This window comes from Paractinoplanes deccanensis (assembly GCF_016862115.1).
GTDB lineage: Bacteria > Actinomycetota > Actinomycetes > Mycobacteriales > Micromonosporaceae > Actinoplanes > Actinoplanes deccanensis.
Genome location: NZ_BOMI01000033.1, coordinates 152,029 through 172,043, shown reverse-complemented (window position 1 = coordinate 172,043; position 20,015 = coordinate 152,029). Strand labels below are relative to the sequence as shown.

Genomic DNA, 20,015 nt, shown 5'->3' with positions numbered 1-20,015 from the left:
GGCTTGCCTGCCCGCGTCCGCTTGACTCGCGTGCCCGCGTCCGCTTGACCCGCGTGCCCGCGCCGGCTTGGTTCGCGTGCCCCCGCGCTGGCCCGCGTCGCCGCCGCGGTGCTTGCGTTGCCGCACCGCTTCGCGCTGGCTCCCTCCCATTCCGTCCGTCCTTTGCCGCGTAGGCCAGGCTACGCGCGCCGGGCCGGCCGTTTGAGTTATCCACAATGCGCGTTGTCCACAGGGCGTCTGCGGGATCGTGTGCTCCTGCGTCAGAATGGGAGCGGCGGGGGCCCCCTTGGGAGGGCGGGCGCTGTGGGTGGGGCATGAAGGTGTTCGTGATCGGGGCGGCCGGCCGCATAGGCCGCCGCCTGAGCAAGCTGCTCACCAGCCGCGGCGACCAGGTGACCGGCATGCATCGCGGGCCCGACGAGGCCGATGCCGTCCACTCGACCGGCGCCGTTCCGCTCCTCGGCGACCTTATCCACGACACCGTCGGCGAGCTCGCCCGGCGTATGGCCGGGCAAGACGCGGTTGTCTTCACCGCCGGCGCGCATGGCACCGGCATGGACCAGACCACGCTGATCGACGGCAAGGGTCTCGAGAAGGCCGCCGAGGCCGCCGCCCGGGCCGGGGTCCGCCGCTTCGTGCTCGTCTCCGTCTTTCCCGACGCCGGGCGGGCGCGGCAGCGGACCGAGGGCTTCGAGCACTACATGCGGGTCAAGAAGCGCGCCGACGTGTTCCTCACCCGCACGGATCTCGACTGGGTCATTGTCCGGCCGGGCACTCTCGTCGACAGCCCGGGCGAGGGCCGGGTGACGGCAGGACCAGCGATCTTGTACGGGGACGCGCGGCGCGACGACGTTGCCGCGTTCCTCGCCGCCGTGCTGCGTGAGCCGCGGGTCGTCCGGATGATCGTCGAGGTGACGTCGGGGGACGAGCCGGTGGTGGAGGCCGTCAGGCGGTGGCGCGCGCGGTGATCGCGTGGACGACGGCGGCCATGTCCGTGGCGCCGCGGCCCTGGGCGGCGGTCTCCGCGTAGAGGTCGCGGCAGACGTCGAGCAGCGGCGACGGGAGTTTGGCGGCGCGGGCGGCGGCGACGATCAGCTCGTTGTTCATGAGCACGTCGCGGACGGAGGCTTGCACCGTGTAGTCGCCGTCGAGCAGCTTGGCGGTCTTGGCGCGGGAGACCGTGCTCGCCATCGGGCCGGCGTCGAGCACCGCGCGCAGGGTGGCGAGGTCCAGGCCGTGGCCGCCGGCGAAGTGGAACGCCTCGGCCAGGCCGGTGACCATGCTGATCAGGTACGTGTTGACGGCGAGCTTCATGAGCAGCGCGCCGGGCACCGCGCCGCAGTCGAAGGTGGCCGCGCACATCGGGGCGAGCACCGGGCGTACGCGATCGAGCTCCGCGGGGTCGCCGGCCAGCATCGCGACGAGCGTGCCCGCCTCGGCCGGCCCGCGTGACCCGGAGACCGGCGCCTCGACGTAGTGGCCGCCGGCCGCCTCGATGCGGGCGCCGAGGCTGGCGGAGTACTCGGGCGCTGTGGTTCCCATGTGGACGACGAGCCGGTCGCCGGCCAGCGGCAGCACCGGGGTGAGGACGCTGTCGATGGCCTCCGCGCCGGACAGCATGAGGATCACGATGCCGGCCCGGCGGAACACCTCGGCCGGGTCGGCGGCCCGCACCGCGCCCGGCGGTGCCGGCCGCTCCGGGGTGCGGCTCCAGACGATCAGGTCGGTGCCGGCCTTGGCGAGGTTCGCCGCCATCGGCCCGCCCATCACGCCGAGCCCGAGAAAGCCTACGGTCCCGCCGGTCGCGCCGAGCCCGGAAGAGCCTTCGGCCCCGCCGGTCGCGCCGAGCCTGGGAACGCCCATCGTGCCGGGCTCGGGAAAGCCTGTGGTCATGCGCCGAGACTAGGAGCGGCCGGCCGCCGGGTCCCGATCCAATCGGGCGGCATTGGTTCGCGCCATCCGAAACGGGAGGGTCGGCGGCGGGCCGCCCGTGCCATGCTGCGGACGTCCGGCAGCGACCACGACGGGGGAGCCCCTTCATGGCAGTGACCGCCAACCTCGACGCCCTTCTCGACGAGCCGTTCCGTTCCCTCGACCTGCGTGAGCTGGTCGCCGCGCCGGTGTCCGCCCTCTCCGGCGTCAGCGAGGAGGAGGCGCAGGGCCTGGCGCTCGCCTTCGGCATCAACACGATCGGTGACCTGGCCGAAAACCAGTTCATCCGCGCCGCCGTCGCCATCAACGCCCTCGCCAAGGTCACCGATCCGCCGGCCTAGACAAGCCCGAGCAGCCCGCGCGAAGGGTGGCGGCCGTGAAGATGCCCGGGGTGGTGCTGGCCGCCGTTGCGATGGCGGCCGGCCTGTTGATGGCGGGCTGCCTCGACCAGGCCATCTGCCGCAACGGGGAATATCCGGCCGCGCAGGTCGGCAACACCGGGCGGACCTGTGTGCCCGACGGGCAGGAGCCGCCCGCCGGCTACGTGCGCTATCCGCCGGGGCAGGAGCCGCAGCGCACCGACGACGAGTGGGACGTCTACTGGCGGACCCACGTCATCGACGCGACCGGCGCGGTGGTCGAAGTCCGCAACTAGCGCGCCGTCACGGGGAGAGCGGAGGCCGGAAGCTCCTCCCGCACCCACGCCGCGGCGTCCACCGGCAGCCGACCGTCCGGTGCCGGCGGGGCGCTCGTCAGCAGCACCTCGCCGGGCGGCAGCGGGACCGGCCCTCCGCCCATCGCCATGACCAGGGTGAAACCGCTGACCCGGCGGGCCAGCAGCCGATCGTCCCCGTCGACCGACCAGGTGACGCCGCTGTCGGCCGGCAGGGTGCGGCGCAGGGCCAGGGCGGCGCGGCACAGCGGCAGTGTGGGCGAGTTCAGGTGGTCCTCCCAGCCCGGCGGCACCGGCAGCCACGGTGGTGCGCCCCCGGCGGGGGAGAAGCCGGGAAGCGGCACGCGGCACCCGTCCCGCGAGATACCGGAGCGCACCCACATCGGGTCCTGGCGGGCCGCGGCCGGCACGTCCACCTCCGGCAGGGAGAGCTCCTGCCCCTGGTAGAGGTACGCGTCGCCGGGCAGGAACAGGATCGCCAGCAGGGCCGCGCGGGCGCGGGAGGCGTTGCCGTAGCGGGTGGCCGTGCGTACCACGTCGTGGTTCTCGACCACCCACGTCACCGGGAGATGCCGCAGCAGCGCCTCGCCGGCGCGCGCCCACTCGCGGGCGGACCACGGCGCGTGCACCAGGTCGAAGGCGAACACCTGGTGCAGCTCGTCCGGGCCGACATACCGGGCGGCGCGCTCCGCCGGCAGGTTCACCTCGCCGATCAGGGTCCGCGGCGGGTCGTACGAGTCGGCCAGCGCGCGCCAGCTGCGGTAGACCGCGTGCACCTCGGGCTGGCCGGGAGTGCAGGACCCATTGTGTACCAGCGGTGACGCATTTTGTGGTCAGTTATAGGCGCTACCAGCGCAAACGGCACCGATCGGCAGGGTAGACGGTGGTGTGGCCGTCGGGTTGGACAACTACCACAACCGGTTGACCCTCGGGGATCTCATGCTCGGACCGTTCTGCTGGCGTCGGCATCCGCACAACAGCGGTCGACCCGGGCGGCGGCTTGATTTCGGAGACTTCGGCCGGTTCACGGACGAACACGCCGAGCCCGCGGCGATGCTCGAGCAGTCCCTCAGCGCGCAAAAGCTTCACCGCTCGGCTCACCGTCTGCCGGCCGATGTTGTACTCCTGCGCGAGGCTACGTTCAGACGGTACGACCTGCCCAGGTCGTAACGTGCCGTTGGCGATCTGCTGCCGTAGCCGGGCGGCGACCTGTTCATAGACAGTCGCACCGGGCTGCGGGTTGATCATCCCGGAGACAGTAGAGATGCCCGATTGGTGGTGCAGTGGTGCGGTGGACCGGTGGACCGTACCACTCGGCGCGTGATGCCGTGTGCGCGACGATCGCGGAGGGAGGGTGCTAGCGGTTGTTGCGCTTCGGGGGCACAAGCCCCAGGTGCGTGGGGCGGACCCGAGTCGGCTCCGTGCCGGTCTGCTGCACGAATCCCTCCCTCACTGCGTCGTTGAAACCCTTCCAATTCTGCTGCTGCATCGCCCCGGGCAGGTGCTCGGCGACCGCCCGCATGAAATCGTGGATCTCGCCCACGTCGTTGCGGATGGTCCGCACCGCGGCGTTGGTTCGGCCGAGTTCGTCTCGTACGGCGTCGATGACGTCGTCGCGGGCTTCGCTCATGGCGGTGTGCAGCACGTGTTCGCGCCCGCCGACGCTGACCAGCGCCCCGGCGACGACGAGCATGCCGATGACGGTGAGCATGCCGAACAGCTTCGCCACGGGGCTGTCGTAGGTGGAGTTGTGGGTGATCACGACGACGGCGAGGGTGATGATGATGGCGGCGGCGCCGAGGGCGAGCCCGGCAATGAAGGCGCGGAGCCCGAAGCGGCTGTGCCGGCGCACGGGACTGCTGGTCGGTTTGCGGGCTATGGGGTCTGGCTTGGTGCGGATTTCGGCGGTGGTTTCGCCGTATTCGTAGCTCATCGGTGGCCCCTAGCTGGATGAACGAAATTCACCTAGGTCAACTGGGAATGTTCCAGCCGGGTTACGGCTGCACTGTCATCCGTTCGGGTTGAATCCTGTTAGGACCAGTATCCGATCCGTCGCTACTCGCGTTATCCGTCGCTACTCATTCACCGACACCGTGTCGTCCGGTCAGCATGCCCGTCCAGCTCGGCGCTGTTGCCGGTCGCGGGCCGTCGTGGATTGCCGGCGAGCCTGAATGTCGCACAGCCATGGTCCCAGGGTGGCCAGTCGATGCGGCCAAGAATCATGCGCTCAGGTGGTTAGACAGGCAGAAGTGCGCCATCGGCCGACACGAGACGTCCGACCGATCGTTTACCCGACAGCGGCTTCTACAGCTGTGTAAAAGTCACTGGTCGAGGTCCGCGCCGTCGATGCGCTGACGCGTCGGCACCCACCCCGGCGGGCCGGGCTGCACGTCGCCGGCGTGCTCGTCGGGCCGGTCGCACGGAAACGGATGCGTTCCGGTGTCCCCGCCGGCGCACCAGTGCTCGAGACCTCGGCCGTACCGCCAGTCGTGCACGTGTCCGTCCATGCGGACAGCGAACCACCGGCACACGTGCCCGTCCAGAGCCGCAGCCCCAGCCGGCCCTGTACGGCGACACGACCGGGATCTGCCACCACACCCACGGCATGGTGCCGCGGCGCGTCAGGCGCCGCCTGAGGCTGCGGGCGACGCTCACCCGGCGTCCAGGCCGGCGTTGTGCAGGGCTGCGATGTGCTCGGCGACCGGCCGGGACAGGAAACAGCCGACCTCCGGGTAGCCGGACGACGGCGGCTGATCCACGGGCATCACCGACCAGCCGCCGATCAGGTCGTTTGGGCGCGCATACCAGCAGGCGGCCAGCAGCGCCCGGTTGAGGTCGTCGCCGCGCAGGCTGCGCCAGTGTTCGAGGTCGTTCACCACATCTCCGTCCGCCCGTCGCCGATGCGGGCGTGCGGCCCGCCGGTGTGCGGCTCCCGTTCGCACAATCCGTTCGTGCCCGCCGCGCCACACGCCTCCAGGGGGCTTGGGGCGCGCCGGCCCAGCACCCGCTCGTCGGGGATCGCCTGATCGTCCAAGTAGTCGCCGAGCTCCAGCATGCCGAGCAGCGCGGTGTGCAGGCCGCTCACCCGATGCTCACTTCCACACCCCAGGCGGGCATCTGGATGATCCTGCACTGCCCTTCGGGCACGACTATCTGCTGTTCGGGCATCGGGTCGCCAACTACGGGACGGCTCGGTTCGGTGAGCAGGACGGTCATGCTCCCGGGGCGCAGGATCCGCCGCATGCTGCCATCGCTTGCCAGCAGGATGGCCTCGCTGAGGTGTCCCTTCTCAAGGTCGGCGGGTTCCCAGTTCGGCCGGGCGTCCGGATGGTCCGGGTCGGGCGTCCACCAGTCGGTTGCCTCGCTCACCGCGCTTCCCGCTCCCGCACCACATAGTCGGCCAGCACCTCGCACACCGCGTCCACCCCCGCTGTGGGAACCGCCGCCCGCAGCACGTGCGCCATCCGCAGGCGAGCCTTGGCCGGGTCGGCGTCCAGTTCCGGCACGATCCGGCGGATCTTGTCGCGGATCTCCGCCACACCCTGATCCCGGCTGGCGCCGCGGGCGGACTTGGTGCGCTGATACCAGTCCTCCCACGACTCGCCGGGCTGCTGGTCGGTCATCCGGTCTCCTTCAGGTCAGTGGGCAGTACCCCAGTCTCAACCCACCGTGCATATTGATCCCAGGTCAACCCGAGATAGTCGTGCAGCTTCGGGCCGAACGGGTTCGGGTCGTCATGCCAGCGGTCGATCCAGTCGTCGATGTCCTCGGCAGGGGCGGTGCCGGACCGGTGTCGTCCATGAAGGTGGTCATGTTGCCAGCCTCGCTTCGGCCGCGAATTTCTCGGTCCTGTCCAGATCCTCAGGCCGCAGCCCGCGCTCCGACTCTGGGGCGATCAGCAGCGCCCGCCCTTCCTGCTCGGCGTCGGCCACCGTAGCGGAGAACTGCGGTGCCACGTCGGCTTCCTCGTCGTCGGCCCAGATGAGCCGGCGCCCCGACTTCAGCACTTCAACCGCAGCGGCCAATTTCATGTCGGCCCAGGTGAGGTGCGCCGGTCGGTCCCCGAACGCAGGCTTGAACGGCAAGTCGAGCATCGCGGAGAGCTGGGCGAGCTCGAACGGGTAGCCGCACCAGGTGGTACACCAGCGCACCTCGGCGAGGCCGGACGTGTGGACGGCGCGAATGTGGTCGGCCAGCTCAGGTGCGAAGTAGACGGGAAAGCCGGGCTTGATCCGCTTCGGCGGGCTATCCCAGCCGCACCGGCGCGGGTGGCCGTTGATGACGCCGTCCACGTCGAGGAGCCAGACTGGCGGCTCGGTCACGACTTGGCCGCCGCTTGGTTGGCTTTGAAGACCGAACGCCAACGGTTCATGGCGGCGTCCACCACCTCCCGCGCCTTCGCCTCGTCGATCACCTCATGGGCCGGTAGCCGATTGACGGCGTAGGCAGCCGGCCACTTCGACCGCACGCTCGGCATCGCATCGGGCGGCACCGACATCCGGTAGTACTTGAACTTCGGCTTCGAGATCGGCAGGTTCGACCGGTTCAGCAGCTTGTAGACGACGCCGCGCACGAGAACGATTGCGGGCTGCTCGGTCATCACGCGATCAGCCCTGCCTCGTGCTGTCGCAGCACGATGGCGTCGCATTCATTGCAGTCGTGCACGGCCGGGCACAGCAGTTCGCCCTCGGCGCCGAGCCGGTATTCGGCGTTCTCCACCAGCCACGCCTGGAACGCCTCCGCACCGTCGGGCCAGTGCTGGACACCTTCGTCGTCCTCGTCGTAGCGGTAGCCGCACACGGTGGTCGCCGACGAGCAGAGGTGGTCGAGCCGCTTGACGATCGGCGGCGGATCGTTGGGGTAGGTGATGTCCTTGGCGAACTTGCGGGCTTCGTCTTCGCTGGCGTAGTGGGGTTCGCTGTCCTCGAAGCCGGTCGGGCTGCCGTCGGCCAGGGTGACGATCCAGCAGTGGTGATCGTTCGTAGTGACGCTCATCGGGTCTCCTTGCATCGAGGACAGCGCAGGTCACTGCGGTCGTGTCGCTCCTGCCCGTACTCCTCGACGATCGCCTCCGCGCCGCAACCCCGGCACGGGCCGGTGACGGTGGTGCCTTCGTCGGGCAGGCGGCTCGCCTCGTAGCCATGCTGCGGGCAGGCGTCGTCGCGTTGGGCGTAAAGGAAATCCCACCAGTCGCCGTACCCGCACACCACCAGGCGGGCGCGGTGGTGTGCGTGTCCGTGTCCGGGCAGGAACCGGTCTCGGACGCTCACCACGCCACCTCCCCGAACTTGATGCGCACCCGGTTGCGGTGCGACACCTCCAGCTCGCCGGACTCGAACTCGGCCAGCATCGCCGCGCACTCGGCCTCCGTGTAGGTGCCGTCGCCCCAGCCCTGGCCGACCAGGTTGCACGGACCGCGGACTCCGTTTCTCCAGTCAAGGACGGTGTAGAGCGTCCCGTCTTCCAGGTCGCCGCTGTGAAACTCAGCCCAGTCTTCCCGCCGGTAGTCGTCGCAGTCGTCGGCAACAACCGGACGGGTCAGCGCCGCGAAGTTCTCGCTGATCGCTTTCACCGTCCACGGGTGCGGGTCGCCGGCGAAGGTGAGCTGCTGGCCGACTTCGAGCGGCATCTGGGTTACAGAGGGCAGGTAGTTCACTGGTCGCCCCCCTCGCCGAGCAGCACCTTCCGCGCCTTCGCGTACTTGTACGTGAACCACTCCCGTTCCTCGGCGGTCAGCAGTGCCAGCCGTTCCGGGTCGCCGTTGGTGGTCACATCCGCCAGCTTCACCACCCGACCGATTGGGTCCGCGGCGGCCCGGCGGATCAGGTCCATGTAGCTTTCGCCCTTGCGGCGGGTCACCGAGTCGACAGCCCGTACAACCTCCTCCGGGTAGCCGAGTGCCCGCAGGTCGTCAAGGGTGACATCGGTGTCTTCCACGACGTCGTGCAGCAGCCCGGCCATGACGGCGTTGTCGCCGTAGCCCTTCGCCGCCAGGATCTCCGCGACGGTGCGCGGGTGGTTGATGTAGGGCAGCCCGGCCTTGTCGACCTGGCCGAAGTGGGCGACCTCGGCGAAGGCGTCAGCGTCGGCGACGGTGGGGGTGTGGTACTTCATTGGCGGACCGCCTCTCTCGGGTCTTCGCTGGCCACGTCTTCCATCTGCTGCCACAGGCCACGGCGGCCGGCCCGCCAGCCCTGCACGTAGGCGTCGGAGTCCGCGCCGACCAGCAGCGTCACGGGGCCGCGGGCGCACACGTCGTGCCAGTCGGGGTGTTGCTTGGTGACTCCGGCGGGCATGCGCTGGCGGTCCCAGACCACCCAGAACTCACCGCCCAGCGGGAACCAGGTCCCCACGCTGGCGCCGCTGTTCACCCAGATCTCCTGCCGTCGGTAGTCGCCCCAGTGGACGGCGACGACAGCGCCGGACTCCTGCGGTTCATCGTTGAGGCCGAGCAGGCGGGCGGTCATCAGGCGCTCACCTCGGCCAGCTTCTTGCGGATCTCAGCGGCGTAGTGGTGGCAGGCTCGCTCCCATCCGACGCCGATTGCGTCTCGCTTCTCGCCCCAGTCGCCGGAGCTGTCCTCGGCGAGCTCGTCAGCGAGGTCGGCCAGGAAGGTGCGCAGCTCATCGAGTTTGGCCGCGGCGTCCATCAGGCGTTCACCTCGGTCAGCTCGCACTTGCCCTCACCATGGCCGGTGAGCTCGTCGTCCGGGTCGACATCCTGGTGTTCGCAGCCTTCCTCCTCGCACCAGTACCCGGCGACCGCGTGCTTGCCGCAGTGCGGGCAGCGGCTCATGACGATGGAGGTTTGGTGGGTGCGGTTGGGGCCTTGCTCATCTTCCTTGGCGCACACGAAAGCGAAGCTCATCGGCCGGCCTCCTCGGCCGGGACGAGCTGGGCGGTAGTAATGCGCAGGCAGTCCTCGTAGTCGTCGTCGGTGTCGAAATCGACGATGCTTTCCCCGCTGGTCCAGGACTTCTCGACGTAAGTGCCGAACCTTTTGAGCTGGCGGTGGTAGACGCGCTGGCCCTTGGTGAAGGTGGGCTCGGGCATCAGGCACTCACCTCGGCCGACGCTCGGGTGCTGCCCGTGCCGCACTCGCGGCACGGCTGTACGTCGACGGACGTGCATTTGCCGTCGAGGCAGGCGGCGCAGGCGAAGTCGGTCGCGGAGGTAGCGCTGGTCGGGATCCACTTCGGCTCGGCGCGCCAGGAGCGTCCCTCTACGAAGAGGGCGCCGCATCCGACGACGCTGACGGTCTCAGCGGTGCTGCACTGCCAGAGGCGCGGGTCGGCGCCGAGCAGGCGCACCTTGAGCTGGTGTTCGCAGGTTCCTGTGCTCATCAGGCGTCCACCTCGGCTAGCCGGCTTGCCCGCTGCTTGCGGTAGTAGACGGCGAACGTCGACTCCGGCTCTTCGAGGGTGCGGACGGCATCCATCAGCTCGTTGTGCGCGGCGGTGCTGTCGCAGTCGTAGTAGTACGCCTTTGCCGCTTCGATGACGGCACTCTCGTCTGGGGTCATGGGTGCTCCTAGCTGCGGGAATGATCGCTTCGTGTACACCAGTGTACTCTTATGGACAGCAGATAGCATCCGTGTCATGGGCAAGAGGGACAAGGTGAAGACGACCAGCGACAAGAGCGTCCGGGAGGCTCGGGAGAAATTCGCCGACCTGCTCTACGACGCTGCCGCCGGGAAGGTCACCTACATCACCAGCAGAGGCCGGCGGATCGCCGCCGTGGTCCCGCTCTCTATCGCCGATGACGCGCTTGAGGAGACCCAGGAGTAGTCGTTGCGAGCACATCCACTCGAACATCTGCCAACAGCCGTGTACAGGCTTTACGACAGCGAGGGTGCTTTCCTCTACGTCGGAATCGCTGTTGTCCCAGAAAGCCGCTGGTACGACCATGCACGGGAGAAGCCTTGGTGGCCCGAGGTCGATATGACGCGCACGGTTGTTGACTGGCTTCCCGACCGCGTTATGGCTGCCGAAGAGGAGGACCGAGTGATTAAGACTGGCGAACCTCGCTACAACATCGCAGGGTCACCGAATCGACCGCGCAGGCACCCCCATGGCTCGGTCAAGGCGGCGCGAAGCCTGAACCGGCATCGTCCACGTGCAACAATCGCGGGTGCCGACGACGACGGGCTGTGGACCGAGCTCGGGCAGGTGGTCGGCGACAACAGGCGGTCCGAGGTCACCCGGCAGCTGTGGGCGGCGTTCCTCAAGCGGCCCAAGTCACCGATGCCCCGGCGCCGGGACTACGAACGGAATTCCGAGGACGGTCGCCGTGCCTGACGAGGGGGCGATACGCCTCGGTCAAGCAATCCGCGAAGCCCGCAACCAGCGCGGCTGGACACAAGCCGAACTCGCCGCAGCAGCCGGCACGTCCGTTCCCACCATCAACCGCTGCGAGAACGCCAAGACGGCCACCAAACCGCCAATCGCTCGCGCCCTGTTTGACGCGCTCGGCCTCGACCCGAGGAGTCTGCCCGTATTGCTCGGCTACGTCACCGCCGAGGAAATGGCAGCACCCGTACGGGTGCTTGATCCGATCACCGAGCAGGTCGTCACACTCTTGATTGACCCGGAGGTATCGCCGACATTGGCGGACGAGGTGCTTGCGTTCGCACGGTTCCGTCAGCGTGAAAGCGCGCCGCCTGACTCATCCGCTGAGCGATGACCAGGAGAAGGGGCCGTTCAAGCTGCCGAGGAACCGGGGCCGGCCGCGCAAGAACGGCTAGTGGCGTTGCGGAGAGCAGTGGATTGCATGGTCAGCCAGGGGCAGCTCGCCGGGCCGAAGATTCCACCAGCCGCGCGGGTGCGACTCGGCGGTCTCACGCCTCCCGCATGCAGTGATCGTGACCTGTCCTCCCCGCTCGGTGCCGGCCACCGCATGCGCCAGTATGGGCCGGTCGTCCTCGTCGAGGTCGAGCATCCAGACCTGACGCGGGCCGTCCGGCGCAGGCCACTGCCTGACGGGCGATGGGTGCTGGGGATCGTCGCTCATTGAGTCATCCTTTCATCCGCCACTGCGGTGTGCTCGGCTGCAAAGGCGACCACCGGTCCAGCCACCTCGCCCCGCTCTCGATCTCGTCGACCAGCGCCGAATCAGCCACCGTGTACTCGGTGATCCGGCCCGCCTCGTCGCGCCTGACGGTCATCACCCGCATCTCCTTGTCGGTGCCGTCGTCGAGCTTCACCCGAACGGTAGCGCCAGGCAGTGGCAGCACCCCGGCGGAGAGCTCGTCGTCCCACTGGTCGAAGATCCGCCACACGCCGATCGGGTAGCCGTCGTCCTCGACGACGCGCATGCCCATGGGAAGCTGCCCGCCGGGCGGGACGTCAGCCGGCCGGGGGAGCCGCCTCAGCTCGTCCAGGACGCCCGGACCGGCCCGCAGGGTGGTCGGGCATCGGGTGGGCAGCGTTGCCGCCATATCGCGGATCTCGGCGAGCATGTCAGCGGCGGTCGGTGGTGCGGTCACGGCGCCACTCCTCCACGCTGAGTCAGCAGGCCACCGGCGAACTCGGGCTTCTCCCACCCCTGCGCCCGTCTGTACAGCGGATGCTCCGGCGGCAGCGTCTTCGCCCGGAAGTTGCCGAGCCGGCGCACGTTCTCCCACTTATCCACCCAGCGGTGACCACGCGAGTAGACCAGCACCATGATGCGATCGTTGCCGTTGCCCCGGTTCAGGCGCACCACGAACGCGCGGGCACCCTCGGCGGCGACGTTGGTGGCCTCGACGTAGTTGCATTGGATGACCTTGCGGTCCGGAAGGGCCGGTACAGGCGGCTGGATCGGCTGAAGGGGGGCGCCCATCGACCGCCGCACCGAGTCGACCGTGGCTTGCACCTGTTGCCGCGCCGACTCCTCAGCTGTCATGCCGGCCGCCGTCAGCGCGGCCACGCACTGGTTGTACAGCCGCCGGTGCGCCTCGTCGTCCTCGGTCTCGAGGTGGGCGAGCATGATCGGCTCCCACGCGGGACGGCTCACCGTGATGCGCAGGGAGCCTGCGCCCGGGTCCAGGCATTCGTGGTTGAGCCTCATGCCGACGTCCTCGATCCGGAACGCCGTGTCCGGGTCGGGGCAGGCAGGGCAGTAGGCGTCCTCGCGGGGCAGGTTCATCGTGTCCACTCAGCCGTAGCTTGGGAAGACGAGCCACTTCAGGCCGTCCTGCGTCGGGGTGATCCCGAGGATGCGAATCACGGTAGCGAGTCTCGCGTCCCACTCCGGTCGTGGCTCGCTGATCACAGCGGGGTCGAGCGCCAGCGTGTCGGACCAGTCGACCGATTCCTGAATGTCCGGCACGGTCAGGATGTAGCCCGTGTACTCGTGGCTGCCCGAATGCTGCACGCCGATGCCGTAATGCTCTTCGGCGATCTTCTGCCGCTGGAAGTCGTACTCGGCCGGCGGCGGGTTGTCGATCTGCGCGTACAGGTGGTTGAACATCTGCTCGACGAAGCCCTTCTCGCCCTCGTCGTCGTCTTCGGCTTCGCTGTCGAACCACGGCAGTTCGGGCTGGCCGTACTCGCCCTTCTCCGCGAACTTCGGATCTTCGTCGGTGCCCAGGTCGTAGCCGTAGGCGAGGGTCGCGTCAACATTCATGCCCATGTCGGTCTCCTATCGGTCGATGGTGCACATGAACAGACTGGAAGCGTCGAGCACCGCCATTGGCCGGCCCCGTTTGAAGAACGCCACCAATGTTCCAGTGGCCTCGGCGATCCGCTCCAACTCGTACGCCTTCGGAGTGAGCACGCCGACCTCGAACCAGCAGATCTGCTGCGGGGTGAGCCCGGACGCCACGGACAAGTCCTTGCGGGTCCAGCCATGCATCTGACGGGCCTGAACCAGCCGGTACGGCTCAAAATCGGCGCACACCTCCACCGCTGTGGGTTGGGGCGGCAGCGGGGCGCTGAGGGCGCGTAGGCGGCGGGTCACCGCTCGCTCCACACGGCCAGTTCGCCCTCACGGCCCGCCCGGTAGGCGTACGGCCACACCAGCATGGCAATCTCGGACAGGTCAGAGTTGAACAGAAGGCGGGACACGTCTGGGTCGTTTTCGTCGAACCAGTCCCGGATCCTGTCGCTGATCTCGTTGATCTGCTCGGTAGTCCAGCCGTCAGGGTGGCGCTTGACTACGGTCATGACGCCTCCTCAGGGATGAAGCGCACGTCGGTCACCTCGTGCCAGAAGTAGAACCACGTCGTGCCGGTCGCGTTCTCCACGAACGTGATGCCGTCACCCTCGCGGTTCTGGTAAGCGCGACGGCCAGCGTTCGCCTCGTCGTCGGTGACGCCTTGGATGGTGTGCATGCGACGGACCTCATCCCGGATGAAGTCGGTTTCGATGCGGTAGGTCACGGCGCCACCTCGGCCTTTTCGGCGACGTACCGCTCCCACATGTCCCGGATGACCTGCTCGGGCACAAACCCGGTAGACGAGTCCCGGCGGGCGTTGCGCTCGAGCACCGTCTCCAGCGGCACGCTGCACATGTCGACGATCTCCACCTTGGCACCGATGGCCACGGCGGCGTCGACCAGCCGCTGCCGTCGCTCGACGTCCAGGTTGGTGTCGTCCACGATCACGTCCCGACCGGAACTCAGCAACTCCAGGACCATGGCGTGCTGCGCCTCGGTGATCGCATCTTCGGTGGGTCCGTACAGAGTCTCGTCGCCGTAGAAGCGCTTGCCGTGCATCAGCTTGCCGAGGTCATCACGGTTGCAGCGGGAACGAGTTGCGGGGTTCTCGGCCACCCAGCGGCGGGCGTAGGTGGTCTTACCCGCGCCGGGCAGACCGATCGTCAGATGCAGGGTGCTCACGGCTTCTCCGCGTAGTGCCGCAGCGCCAGCTCGAACGGCACGTCGTCGTCCTCGAAGCTGTGGTCGAAGTCCAGGTCCGGATGGTTGTCCGGCTGCACGGTCACGTCGTCGCCGACCTGTTCGGCCAGCGCGAACGCCATCGTCGAAGGGGACGCCACACGGGCCACGGGCAGGTCGTACACGAACCGGCCGTCGCTGCGATGCGATTCGGTGACCGTTACCAATGCCCAGCCGCGGTCCTCCGTCCAGGCGAGGTTGACTTCCTCGTTGGTCCAGATCGCCTTTGTGCTGGTCTCGCTCAGTAAGTCCACGTTGAGGCCGATGTAGCCGTCACGCGGGTCGTTGGGCTCGGCGGACCAGTCGTCCACCGGGTAGCCGACCGCGGCAACCGCCTTCGCGACTGCGGCGATGTACGGGTCGTGGGCTTGGTGGTAGCCGGCGCCGTCCGGGTAGAGGTCGGTCATTTTGGTCATGCCGGCAACCTGACCACGATATCGACGGACCGGTCACCGTAGACGTAGATCTCGGTGCCGTTGTCGTCGATCGGCGTCCACTTCTCGGGCTCGATGGTCATGCCCTCGCCGAGGTGGGCAGCGCCCGGGTTGCACTCGATGCAGTCGTCGCCGCAGGTGTTCTTGTCGATCATCGGGCTTCCTCTCGTTTGGGTTCCATCAGGAGTTCAAGGGCGAGGTTGAACGCCCAGCCGTCCAGTGCCGGGTTTCCCTGCCGCCCAGGCATGTCCGGCCCGAGGCGCATTCGCTCCAGGATCGGCTGGTCGCACATGCGGCACACGTCGCCTGTTCCGCGGCCAATGCAGCCGGCACAGGTATTCACGCCGCAACCTTGTCGTACCGGTCGGCCAGCTCGTCCAGGTCGTCGGCGAGAGCGGTCAAGTGCAGGGCCTGGTCGCTGTCCTCGGCGAGCTCGCGGTAGTCGCTGGCGAGCCGCCGTACCCAGCCGACCTCCGTGACACCGTCACCGTCGATCTGTGGGAACGACGGGCTGCCGTGGTCGGTGTGGACACGGCGAACCTCGGCGCGGGGGACGAGGATGACCGGGTACGGCCAGACGTCGAGGGTGTCGGGGTGGACGACGGTCTCGGTGGCGTCGTAGTAGCGGATGCGGGCCATGCGGTTGTCGTCGGCGCCGAGGTAGGTGGCGGGCATGCCGTAGGGGCGATAGGTGACGGAGGAGCCGGGGGTGAGGTCGGTCATAGTCGTCCTTTCAAGGTCGAAGGCGCAGCGGGGTCAGCCGAGCTGTCCGCCGACGCGACCGACGAACGCCTCGAACTCCCCTAGCGCGGACGCGGGGATGAACGCCGAGACGGTTCGCATCTCCTGGCGGTCCAGCCAGCGCCGCAACACCGGCAGCGTGTCGTTGGTGTCGAGGTCTCGCCGCGTCAGGTACTCGTTCGTGCGCGGGTCGCTGCTGCCCTGCCATCCGCGTTCGAGCACGGTGAGGGTGAGTGTCGCGCTGTCGGGGCCATTCTCGGCGGTGTGGTCGTCGCCGTCCCACTCGTCGATGAACCAGTCTTTGCCGAGGACGGTGGCCCAGAACTGGTTGAACTCGCCCTTGGTCAGGGTGATTGCTGGAGTGGTCATGTCTTGCTCCGTTCGTTGAAGGTCAGGCGGTCTGCTCGTGCACATGGGCAAGGTGCGCCTTCCTGAGCCAGTCGGCGTTGTAGGTCTGCCAGTTCGGCGTAGGCCGCCATTCGCAGGAGCAGGTCAGGTACCAGGTCGTCTTTTCGCGGGCGCCACGGCCTCGCGTGCCGGAGGTGATTTTGGCCTGGTGGGCGGCGATCAGGTCGCCGTGCTCGGGGCAGCCGTGAGTCTGGATGGCGTCGGTCCAGCCGTCCGGCCGATGCAGCATCCACTTCCCGCCGCTGTTCTTCGGCGCCTGCGCTTCGCAGGTGGGGAAGTCGCAGTTCATGACGGTGATCAGCGTGGTGGTCATAGCGGCTCCTTGTAGTTGCGGTTCGGGGCTCTCGTGTCGGTCAGGCGGTCACGCGTACCAGATCGAGCCGAACAGGCCGATCTGCACGATGTCAGCGGCAAGCTTCGGGTCGAAGTCGGTGATGCGCGCGTCGCCGGCGCCGAGAACGGCATCGACTTGGCCGATGAATTCCGGCGTGCACTTCAGTTCAGCCAGGGTGCGGTTGCCGCGCAGCAGCCGTTCCGCCTCAACAATCGTGGCGTCATGAAGGACCTGCGCGCCGGGGGCATAGCCGCTGGCATCCTCTCGCGGAATAATCACCCAGCCGTGCTCACCGGGAATCTTGCGGTCCACCTGCGCCCACGCGTCGATGCCGCCCGGCTGCATGGCGTGGTCGATGATGCTCTGACGAGCAAGCCGCTGAAGGACCGAATCAAGGTCGTCGTAGCCGCTGCTCACGACTGGCCTCCGAACGCGGCAAGGTAGGCCCGACGCGCGTTCTCCCGAGCCGCATCACCGTCATAGACGTGATGCCGTTTCGCACGGCTTTCTCCGCTTCCTTGGGTTAGGTGCACAGTGATCACGGCTATCTCATCTCAGGCGGCGGCGTAGGCGCCCAGCAGGCGCGTCATGACGTCGAAGATGCCGGCGCGGGTCGGCTGCGGGGTTGCGGCCCGGCGGATCGCCGCGTTGCGCTGCGCCTTGTTGCGGGCGACCTGGAACTCGCGGCTGTAGCCGACGTTGGCGCGGGTGCCGTCGGTGAAGTGGACGACCGCCGAGGAGTAGGCGCGGACCGCGTACACCTTCTCGACCTGCCGGTAGGTGGTCAGGTCGAGGCCGAAGGAGTCCTGGCCGGTGGCGCGGACGACCATGCCGGGCTTGAGGGTCTGCGAGGTGCGGATCTTCGTGCGCATTGAGGGCTCCATTCCTTGTCGTCCTGACTTCCACAAGGTTACTCGGCCGCCTGGCTTGTGTCCACAATTTCTACAAAGTAGCCAGAGTTAGGTATGGGTGATCTTCTCGTGAGGGTTACAAGGTCAAAGGCGCACCGAGAAGAGGGGTGAGCGTGCGCGCTTTCTGGCCCGCGCACCTGAGAGTGCGCGGGTGCGCGGCTTCTTAGAGAGCCGCGCACGCCGCACCCGCCTTGACCTGCGGTTATGCCGAAAGAGTGCGCGGGGGCAACCGCGCACTCTCAAAAGGGACATCTGACCTGTGGAAACGTGGCCCAAATCGGGGTCTGAGAGAGTGCGCGGGTCCGGACCCGCGCACGCCCGCGCACGCTCTGCCCGCGCACCTTGCTCACGCCGCCTGCTCCTGACGGCACAGGCTGCACACCCGGCGCCCGTCAGCCTGTTCGGCCGGCTGAATGTGGTAGCCGCACCCCTCAGTCGGGCAGGGAATGTCTTCAGCGCCCGCAATACCGGACAGGATCTCGTCGTCGGTGGCGGGGGTGTCGGCCATGCCCATGATCTGCATCCGGCCCGACGTGGTGATCGTATGGCCCATCTTCCGGCCGCCCAGATCCCGCTCGACGAGGTAGCCCTTGGACACCGCCGCTTTCAACGCACGGCGTGCCGCCTCCCGGCCCACCGCGAGTTCCTTCATGCGAGCCTCGATCTGCCGCCCGCTGACGTCCGGGTTCTCGCGCACCCACACCAGCAGCTTGCCGATGTTCGTGGTCAGCTCGTCACGTTTCCGGCCGCCCTCCATGTACAGCAGGTGCCGGTTGGCGTCGTTGAACACCAGCCGGCCTTCCCGCACGTCCACATCGCGGCCGTTCGCGGCGAAGTAACGCGGCCCTTCCGGGTCAGGTTCGGCGTTCGGGTTCTTCTCGTCCTTCGGCCGGATCAGCCGCCAGTTCACGTCAGGCCAGCCGACCAGTCGGGACGCGCCCCGGGAGCGTTCGGCGCCGTGGCCCATGTGATGCACCAATAGCACCTCCTGGACGCCCGCGGCGACCGCCACGGTGTTGATGCCATCGAGGATGGCGCCGACAGCGGTGTTGTCGTTCTCCTCGATGCCGCAGGCGGACAGGATGGGGGACAGGCAGTCGATGACCCACACCTTGACATTGGCTTCGTGCAGGCGGGCAACCCACTTCACCCGTACGGCGTCGTTGCGGACGTCGAACTGGGTGGCCCGGCCCCGCTCGGTCCACACCACCACCCGGTCCGGGTTCTCAATGTTCTGCTCCAGCAGCCACTGCCGGACTTTGCGGCGGGGCATCTCGTAGTCGAGGATCGCCACGGTTTCGCCGGGCAGTAGCTTCTCCACGGCGTAGGCGTTGAGGAACCGGTCGCCGTCGGCGAGGCAGCGCACAACGTTGCCGACCGTGGTGGTCTTGCCGGACTTCGCCCCGGCGGCCAGCAGGACGTTGCCGTTCGCCGGCCACAGCCCGTCCATGCGCCACGCCTCGACGTCGTCGTCTTCGACGAGCAGCGCGGACAGCCCGGTCGGTTCGGGGATGGGCGCTTCGTCGACCTTCTCGGCGTCGGTGATGCGTTTCGCCTCGTCGCGGACACGGGTGCGCACCACCGCGTCGGCGACCGCTATGACGAACTCGCGTTTGTGCCGCTGCTCGGTGACGAGTTCGAGCTGCGCCCGGAAGCTTTCGGGGGTCTCGTCCCAGCCGGGCTGCCACAGCTCCTCGTCGTAGAGCTCGCTCACGCGGCGGCCTGCATGCTGTCGTCGTCGCCCCACGTGGCGGCGGGTCCGCCCTTGTGGTCGCCGGGACGGGGGAGTCGGGCGGTGGCGTCGGCCTTGCGGCGCTCAATGGGTTGGTCGAACCATCTGCCCAGCGTGAACACCTTCGGTGGGGGCCAAGTGGCGTTCTCCTCGTCGACGCGCGCCTCGTAGCCCCACTGTCCGGCGAGCGCCATGAGCCAGGCGACTTCGGCGCGATTGAATGTCTGCTGATGGCGCAGAGCATCGGCGGCCGATGTGTACACGGGCTCGTCGTTCTCGTACTCTTGGGGCATCAGTCGTCCTTCGGGATACACGGCGCCGGGGTGGTCGAGACCCCGGCGTTCGTCGTTTCAGGCGGCGTTTCTTCTGCTTCCGTGGTGGGTTCTGTTTGCCGCCATGCGCATCAACCTTGTGGAACTTAATGCTACTGCTATACCTTGTGGAAGTCGAGTCCATCAAAATGAAGTTCCACAAAGATTGCGAGGCGATCATGGGATACGGAACGCCCGTGCCCTACGGTGGTGGCAGCAAGAGCCACACAGTTAGGGGATCGCGGGCATGGGTGGGCAGGAGCTTCCGGTGCTGAACCGCGACGCCGTGGCGCAACTGCTCGGGCTCAAGCCGAAGTCCATCTCCACGTACCTGACCGAATCCCGCGAGGGCGGCCGGTACGAGAAGCACCCCTTCCCGAAGCCCGACGGCACGATCGGGCGCGCCCCGTGGTGGCATCCGAGTCGGCGTGACGAGCTGCTGGCGTGGGCTGCGGCCCGACCTGGTCAGGGTGCCGGCGGCGGCCGTCCGCGCACGTCTTCCTGACCTAAAAAACCTTGTAGAAATCATTGCCTCAGTAGCTCCGTGCGCGTAACCTTGTGGAAGTAAGAGCTACAAGCAAGGCAGTAAGAAGGCCCCGCCTACTGCGTCAACAGCGGAACGGGGCCAAGGCGAACAGGGTGCGTCAACACCCCACCGCCACCAAC

At 68.1% G+C, this 20,015-nt stretch carries 45 protein-coding genes; 7 read left to right on the top strand and 38 right to left on the bottom strand.

The genetic code is table 11. The annotated features are described in order from the left end of the window. The first annotated feature begins 314 nt into the window (after window positions 1–314). A complete protein-coding gene (locus Ade02nite_RS10645; RefSeq protein WP_203761411.1) occupies window positions 315–968 on the top strand; it encodes an NAD(P)H-binding protein in 654 nt (217 codons plus the stop codon). Here Ade02nite_RS10645 and Ade02nite_RS10640 read toward each other — a convergent pair. After that, window positions 946–1,893 (bottom strand): NAD(P)-dependent oxidoreductase, encoded by a 948-nt coding sequence (locus tag Ade02nite_RS10640; RefSeq protein WP_239168662.1) that lies wholly within the window; start codon window positions 1,891–1,893, stop codon window positions 946–948. The two genes, Ade02nite_RS10645 and Ade02nite_RS10640, sit on opposite strands and share 23 nt — an antisense overlap. A gap of 146 nt (window positions 1,894–2,039) precedes the next feature. Here Ade02nite_RS10640 and Ade02nite_RS10635 point away from each other — a divergent pair, with 146 nt between their 5' ends. After that, complete coding sequence (locus Ade02nite_RS10635) at window positions 2,040–2,273, top strand: hypothetical protein (protein ID WP_203761410.1); 234 nt, start codon at window positions 2,040–2,042, stop codon at window positions 2,271–2,273. A 41-nt stretch (window positions 2,274–2,314) separates the two neighbouring features. After that, entirely contained in the window at window positions 2,315–2,587 is a 273-nt protein-coding gene (locus Ade02nite_RS10630) for an SCO0607 family lipoprotein (protein WP_203761418.1), read from the top strand. On the opposite strand, the gene Ade02nite_RS10625 is transcribed toward Ade02nite_RS10630, so the two are convergent. From Ade02nite_RS10625 to Ade02nite_RS10530, 20 genes are all read right to left on the bottom strand, one after another. Next, window positions 2,584–3,420, bottom strand: a complete 837-nt coding sequence (locus Ade02nite_RS10625) for an alpha-amylase family glycosyl hydrolase (protein WP_203761417.1) — start codon at window positions 3,418–3,420, stop codon at window positions 2,584–2,586. The two genes, Ade02nite_RS10630 and Ade02nite_RS10625, sit on opposite strands and share 4 nt — an antisense overlap. Window positions 3,421–3,451: 31 nt before the next feature. Beyond that, window positions 3,452–3,853: a winged helix-turn-helix domain-containing protein gene (locus Ade02nite_RS10620; protein ID WP_203761409.1), complete on the bottom strand. Its 402-nt coding sequence runs from the start codon at window positions 3,851–3,853 to the stop codon at window positions 3,452–3,454. Between the two features lie 109 nt (window positions 3,854–3,962). After that, window positions 3,963–4,538 carry a hypothetical protein gene (locus tag Ade02nite_RS10615; RefSeq protein ID WP_203761408.1) on the bottom strand — a complete coding sequence of 192 codons (576 nt, stop codon included), beginning with the start codon at window positions 4,536–4,538 and terminating at the stop codon, window positions 3,963–3,965. A 388-nt stretch (window positions 4,539–4,926) separates the two neighbouring features. Beyond that, the gene (locus Ade02nite_RS10610) at window positions 4,927–5,112 is read right to left on the bottom strand and encodes a hypothetical protein (RefSeq protein ID WP_203761407.1); all 186 of its coding nucleotides are present in this window, start codon (window positions 5,110–5,112) and stop codon (window positions 4,927–4,929) included. Window positions 5,113–5,256: 144 nt separating this feature from the next. Further along, window positions 5,257–5,481, bottom strand: coding sequence for a hypothetical protein (locus Ade02nite_RS10605; RefSeq protein ID WP_203761406.1), 225 nt, complete (start codon window positions 5,479–5,481; stop codon window positions 5,257–5,259). Continuing rightward, the gene (locus Ade02nite_RS10600) at window positions 5,478–5,690 is read right to left on the bottom strand and encodes a hypothetical protein (RefSeq protein WP_203761405.1); all 213 of its coding nucleotides are present in this window, start codon (window positions 5,688–5,690) and stop codon (window positions 5,478–5,480) included. Before Ade02nite_RS10600 ends, Ade02nite_RS10605 begins: the two co-directional genes overlap by 4 nt. Next, window positions 5,687–5,974, bottom strand: a complete 288-nt coding sequence (locus Ade02nite_RS10595) for a hypothetical protein (RefSeq protein WP_203761404.1) — start codon at window positions 5,972–5,974, stop codon at window positions 5,687–5,689. Before Ade02nite_RS10595 ends, Ade02nite_RS10600 begins: the two co-directional genes overlap by 4 nt. Further along, on the bottom strand, window positions 5,971–6,228 hold the full coding sequence (locus Ade02nite_RS10590; RefSeq protein ID WP_203761403.1) for a hypothetical protein: 258 nt from the start codon (window positions 6,226–6,228) through the stop codon (window positions 5,971–5,973). Before Ade02nite_RS10590 ends, Ade02nite_RS10595 begins: the two co-directional genes overlap by 4 nt. 186 nt (window positions 6,229–6,414) lie before the next feature. Continuing rightward, on the bottom strand, window positions 6,415–6,897 hold the full coding sequence (locus tag Ade02nite_RS10585; RefSeq protein ID WP_203761402.1) for a hypothetical protein: 483 nt from the start codon (window positions 6,895–6,897) through the stop codon (window positions 6,415–6,417). A 26-nt stretch (window positions 6,898–6,923) separates the two neighbouring features. Beyond that, a complete protein-coding gene (locus Ade02nite_RS10580) occupies window positions 6,924–7,208 on the bottom strand; it encodes a hypothetical protein (RefSeq protein WP_203761401.1) in 285 nt (94 codons plus the stop codon). Continuing rightward, window positions 7,205–7,600: a hypothetical protein gene (locus tag Ade02nite_RS10575; RefSeq protein ID WP_203761400.1), complete on the bottom strand. Its 396-nt coding sequence runs from the start codon at window positions 7,598–7,600 to the stop codon at window positions 7,205–7,207. Before Ade02nite_RS10575 ends, Ade02nite_RS10580 begins: the two co-directional genes overlap by 4 nt. Beyond that, complete coding sequence (locus Ade02nite_RS10570) at window positions 7,597–7,875, bottom strand: hypothetical protein (RefSeq protein ID WP_203761399.1); 279 nt, start codon at window positions 7,873–7,875, stop codon at window positions 7,597–7,599. Before Ade02nite_RS10570 ends, Ade02nite_RS10575 begins: the two co-directional genes overlap by 4 nt. After that, a complete protein-coding gene (locus Ade02nite_RS10565) occupies window positions 7,872–8,261 on the bottom strand; it encodes a hypothetical protein (RefSeq protein WP_203761398.1) in 390 nt (129 codons plus the stop codon). The genes Ade02nite_RS10570 and Ade02nite_RS10565 overlap by 4 nt, the downstream gene beginning before the upstream one ends. Further along, the gene (locus tag Ade02nite_RS10560) at window positions 8,258–8,719 is read right to left on the bottom strand and encodes an HD domain-containing protein (RefSeq protein WP_203761397.1); all 462 of its coding nucleotides are present in this window, start codon (window positions 8,717–8,719) and stop codon (window positions 8,258–8,260) included. Before Ade02nite_RS10560 ends, Ade02nite_RS10565 begins: the two co-directional genes overlap by 4 nt. Then, entirely contained in the window at window positions 8,716–9,072 is a 357-nt protein-coding gene (locus Ade02nite_RS10555; protein ID WP_203761396.1) for a hypothetical protein, read from the bottom strand. Before Ade02nite_RS10555 ends, Ade02nite_RS10560 begins: the two co-directional genes overlap by 4 nt. Next, the gene (locus Ade02nite_RS10550; protein WP_203761395.1) at window positions 9,072–9,254 is read right to left on the bottom strand and encodes a hypothetical protein; all 183 of its coding nucleotides are present in this window, start codon (window positions 9,252–9,254) and stop codon (window positions 9,072–9,074) included. The genes Ade02nite_RS10555 and Ade02nite_RS10550 overlap by 1 nt, the downstream gene beginning before the upstream one ends. Continuing rightward, complete coding sequence (locus Ade02nite_RS10545) at window positions 9,254–9,472, bottom strand: hypothetical protein (protein WP_203761394.1); 219 nt, start codon at window positions 9,470–9,472, stop codon at window positions 9,254–9,256. Before Ade02nite_RS10545 ends, Ade02nite_RS10550 begins: the two co-directional genes overlap by 1 nt. Continuing rightward, window positions 9,469–9,657, bottom strand: coding sequence for a hypothetical protein (locus tag Ade02nite_RS10540; protein ID WP_203761393.1), 189 nt, complete (start codon window positions 9,655–9,657; stop codon window positions 9,469–9,471). The genes Ade02nite_RS10545 and Ade02nite_RS10540 overlap by 4 nt, the downstream gene beginning before the upstream one ends. Next, entirely contained in the window at window positions 9,657–9,947 is a 291-nt protein-coding gene (locus Ade02nite_RS10535) for a hypothetical protein (RefSeq protein WP_203761392.1), read from the bottom strand. The genes Ade02nite_RS10540 and Ade02nite_RS10535 overlap by 1 nt, the downstream gene beginning before the upstream one ends. After that, window positions 9,947–10,126: a hypothetical protein gene (locus Ade02nite_RS10530; protein WP_203761391.1), complete on the bottom strand. Its 180-nt coding sequence runs from the start codon at window positions 10,124–10,126 to the stop codon at window positions 9,947–9,949. The genes Ade02nite_RS10535 and Ade02nite_RS10530 overlap by 1 nt, the downstream gene beginning before the upstream one ends. Window positions 10,127–10,202: 76 nt before the next feature. On the opposite strand from Ade02nite_RS10530, the gene Ade02nite_RS10525 reads away from it, so the two are divergent. From Ade02nite_RS10525 to Ade02nite_RS10515, 3 genes are read left to right on the top strand one after another with little or no spacing between them, the layout of a single operon-like run. Continuing rightward, a complete protein-coding gene (locus Ade02nite_RS10525) occupies window positions 10,203–10,391 on the top strand; it encodes a type II toxin-antitoxin system Phd/YefM family antitoxin (RefSeq protein ID WP_203761390.1) in 189 nt (62 codons plus the stop codon). A gap of 39 nt (window positions 10,392–10,430) precedes the next feature. Further along, window positions 10,431–10,901, top strand: coding sequence for a GIY-YIG nuclease family protein (locus Ade02nite_RS10520; RefSeq protein WP_203761389.1), 471 nt, complete (start codon window positions 10,431–10,433; stop codon window positions 10,899–10,901). After that, the gene (locus tag Ade02nite_RS10515; protein WP_203761388.1) at window positions 10,894–11,286 is read left to right on the top strand and encodes a helix-turn-helix domain-containing protein; all 393 of its coding nucleotides are present in this window, start codon (window positions 10,894–10,896) and stop codon (window positions 11,284–11,286) included. The genes Ade02nite_RS10520 and Ade02nite_RS10515 overlap by 8 nt, the downstream gene beginning before the upstream one ends. 57 nt (window positions 11,287–11,343) lie before the next feature. On the opposite strand, the gene Ade02nite_RS10510 is transcribed toward Ade02nite_RS10515, so the two are convergent. The 17 genes from Ade02nite_RS10510 to Ade02nite_RS10430 form a co-directional block, all read right to left on the bottom strand. Next, a complete protein-coding gene (locus Ade02nite_RS10510; RefSeq protein WP_203761387.1) occupies window positions 11,344–11,613 on the bottom strand; it encodes a hypothetical protein in 270 nt (89 codons plus the stop codon). Between the two features lie 4 nt (window positions 11,614–11,617). Further along, window positions 11,618–12,088, bottom strand: a complete 471-nt coding sequence (locus tag Ade02nite_RS10505; RefSeq protein WP_203761386.1) for a hypothetical protein — start codon at window positions 12,086–12,088, stop codon at window positions 11,618–11,620. After that, window positions 12,085–12,738 (bottom strand): hypothetical protein, encoded by a 654-nt coding sequence (locus Ade02nite_RS10500; protein WP_203761385.1) that lies wholly within the window; start codon window positions 12,736–12,738, stop codon window positions 12,085–12,087. Before Ade02nite_RS10500 ends, Ade02nite_RS10505 begins: the two co-directional genes overlap by 4 nt. Beyond that, entirely contained in the window at window positions 12,739–13,215 is a 477-nt protein-coding gene (locus Ade02nite_RS10495) for a hypothetical protein (protein ID WP_203761384.1), read from the bottom strand. Window positions 13,216–13,224: 9 nt separating this feature from the next. After that, complete coding sequence (locus Ade02nite_RS10490; protein WP_203761383.1) at window positions 13,225–13,542, bottom strand: helix-turn-helix domain-containing protein; 318 nt, start codon at window positions 13,540–13,542, stop codon at window positions 13,225–13,227. After that, entirely contained in the window at window positions 13,539–13,748 is a 210-nt protein-coding gene (locus tag Ade02nite_RS10485) for a hypothetical protein (RefSeq protein ID WP_203761382.1), read from the bottom strand. The genes Ade02nite_RS10490 and Ade02nite_RS10485 overlap by 4 nt, the downstream gene beginning before the upstream one ends. After that, window positions 13,745–13,963 carry a hypothetical protein gene (locus Ade02nite_RS10480; RefSeq protein ID WP_203761381.1) on the bottom strand — a complete coding sequence of 73 codons (219 nt, stop codon included), beginning with the start codon at window positions 13,961–13,963 and terminating at the stop codon, window positions 13,745–13,747. The genes Ade02nite_RS10485 and Ade02nite_RS10480 overlap by 4 nt, the downstream gene beginning before the upstream one ends. Continuing rightward, window positions 13,960–14,421 carry an AAA family ATPase gene (locus tag Ade02nite_RS10475; protein WP_203761380.1) on the bottom strand — a complete coding sequence of 154 codons (462 nt, stop codon included), beginning with the start codon at window positions 14,419–14,421 and terminating at the stop codon, window positions 13,960–13,962. The genes Ade02nite_RS10480 and Ade02nite_RS10475 overlap by 4 nt, the downstream gene beginning before the upstream one ends. Further along, window positions 14,418–14,894 (bottom strand): DUF6292 family protein, encoded by a 477-nt coding sequence (locus Ade02nite_RS10470; protein WP_203761379.1) that lies wholly within the window; start codon window positions 14,892–14,894, stop codon window positions 14,418–14,420. Before Ade02nite_RS10470 ends, Ade02nite_RS10475 begins: the two co-directional genes overlap by 4 nt. Then, entirely contained in the window at window positions 14,891–15,067 is a 177-nt protein-coding gene (locus tag Ade02nite_RS10465) for a hypothetical protein (RefSeq protein WP_203761378.1), read from the bottom strand. Before Ade02nite_RS10465 ends, Ade02nite_RS10470 begins: the two co-directional genes overlap by 4 nt. A gap of 184 nt (window positions 15,068–15,251) precedes the next feature. After that, a complete protein-coding gene (locus Ade02nite_RS10460) occupies window positions 15,252–15,635 on the bottom strand; it encodes a hypothetical protein (RefSeq protein ID WP_203761377.1) in 384 nt (127 codons plus the stop codon). A 33-nt stretch (window positions 15,636–15,668) separates the two neighbouring features. Then, window positions 15,669–16,022 (bottom strand): hypothetical protein, encoded by a 354-nt coding sequence (locus tag Ade02nite_RS10455; protein ID WP_203761376.1) that lies wholly within the window; start codon window positions 16,020–16,022, stop codon window positions 15,669–15,671. A 22-nt stretch (window positions 16,023–16,044) separates the two neighbouring features. Beyond that, a complete protein-coding gene (locus Ade02nite_RS10450) occupies window positions 16,045–16,374 on the bottom strand; it encodes a hypothetical protein (RefSeq protein WP_203761375.1) in 330 nt (109 codons plus the stop codon). A gap of 48 nt (window positions 16,375–16,422) precedes the next feature. After that, complete coding sequence (locus Ade02nite_RS10445; protein WP_203761374.1) at window positions 16,423–16,812, bottom strand: hypothetical protein; 390 nt, start codon at window positions 16,810–16,812, stop codon at window positions 16,423–16,425. A 137-nt stretch (window positions 16,813–16,949) separates the two neighbouring features. Continuing rightward, window positions 16,950–17,267 (bottom strand): hypothetical protein, encoded by a 318-nt coding sequence (locus Ade02nite_RS10440; protein ID WP_203761373.1) that lies wholly within the window; start codon window positions 17,265–17,267, stop codon window positions 16,950–16,952. 385 nt (window positions 17,268–17,652) lie between these two features. Beyond that, on the bottom strand, window positions 17,653–19,020 hold the full coding sequence (locus tag Ade02nite_RS10435) for an AAA family ATPase (protein WP_203761372.1): 1,368 nt from the start codon (window positions 19,018–19,020) through the stop codon (window positions 17,653–17,655). Further along, window positions 19,017–19,331, bottom strand: a complete 315-nt coding sequence (locus tag Ade02nite_RS10430) for a hypothetical protein (RefSeq protein WP_203761371.1) — start codon at window positions 19,329–19,331, stop codon at window positions 19,017–19,019. The genes Ade02nite_RS10435 and Ade02nite_RS10430 overlap by 4 nt, the downstream gene beginning before the upstream one ends. Window positions 19,332–19,617: 286 nt before the next feature. On the opposite strand from Ade02nite_RS10430, the gene Ade02nite_RS10425 reads away from it, so the two are divergent. Further along, window positions 19,618–19,854 (top strand): hypothetical protein, encoded by a 237-nt coding sequence (locus Ade02nite_RS10425; RefSeq protein WP_203761370.1) that lies wholly within the window; start codon window positions 19,618–19,620, stop codon window positions 19,852–19,854. Window positions 19,855–20,015: the final 161 nt, after the last annotated feature.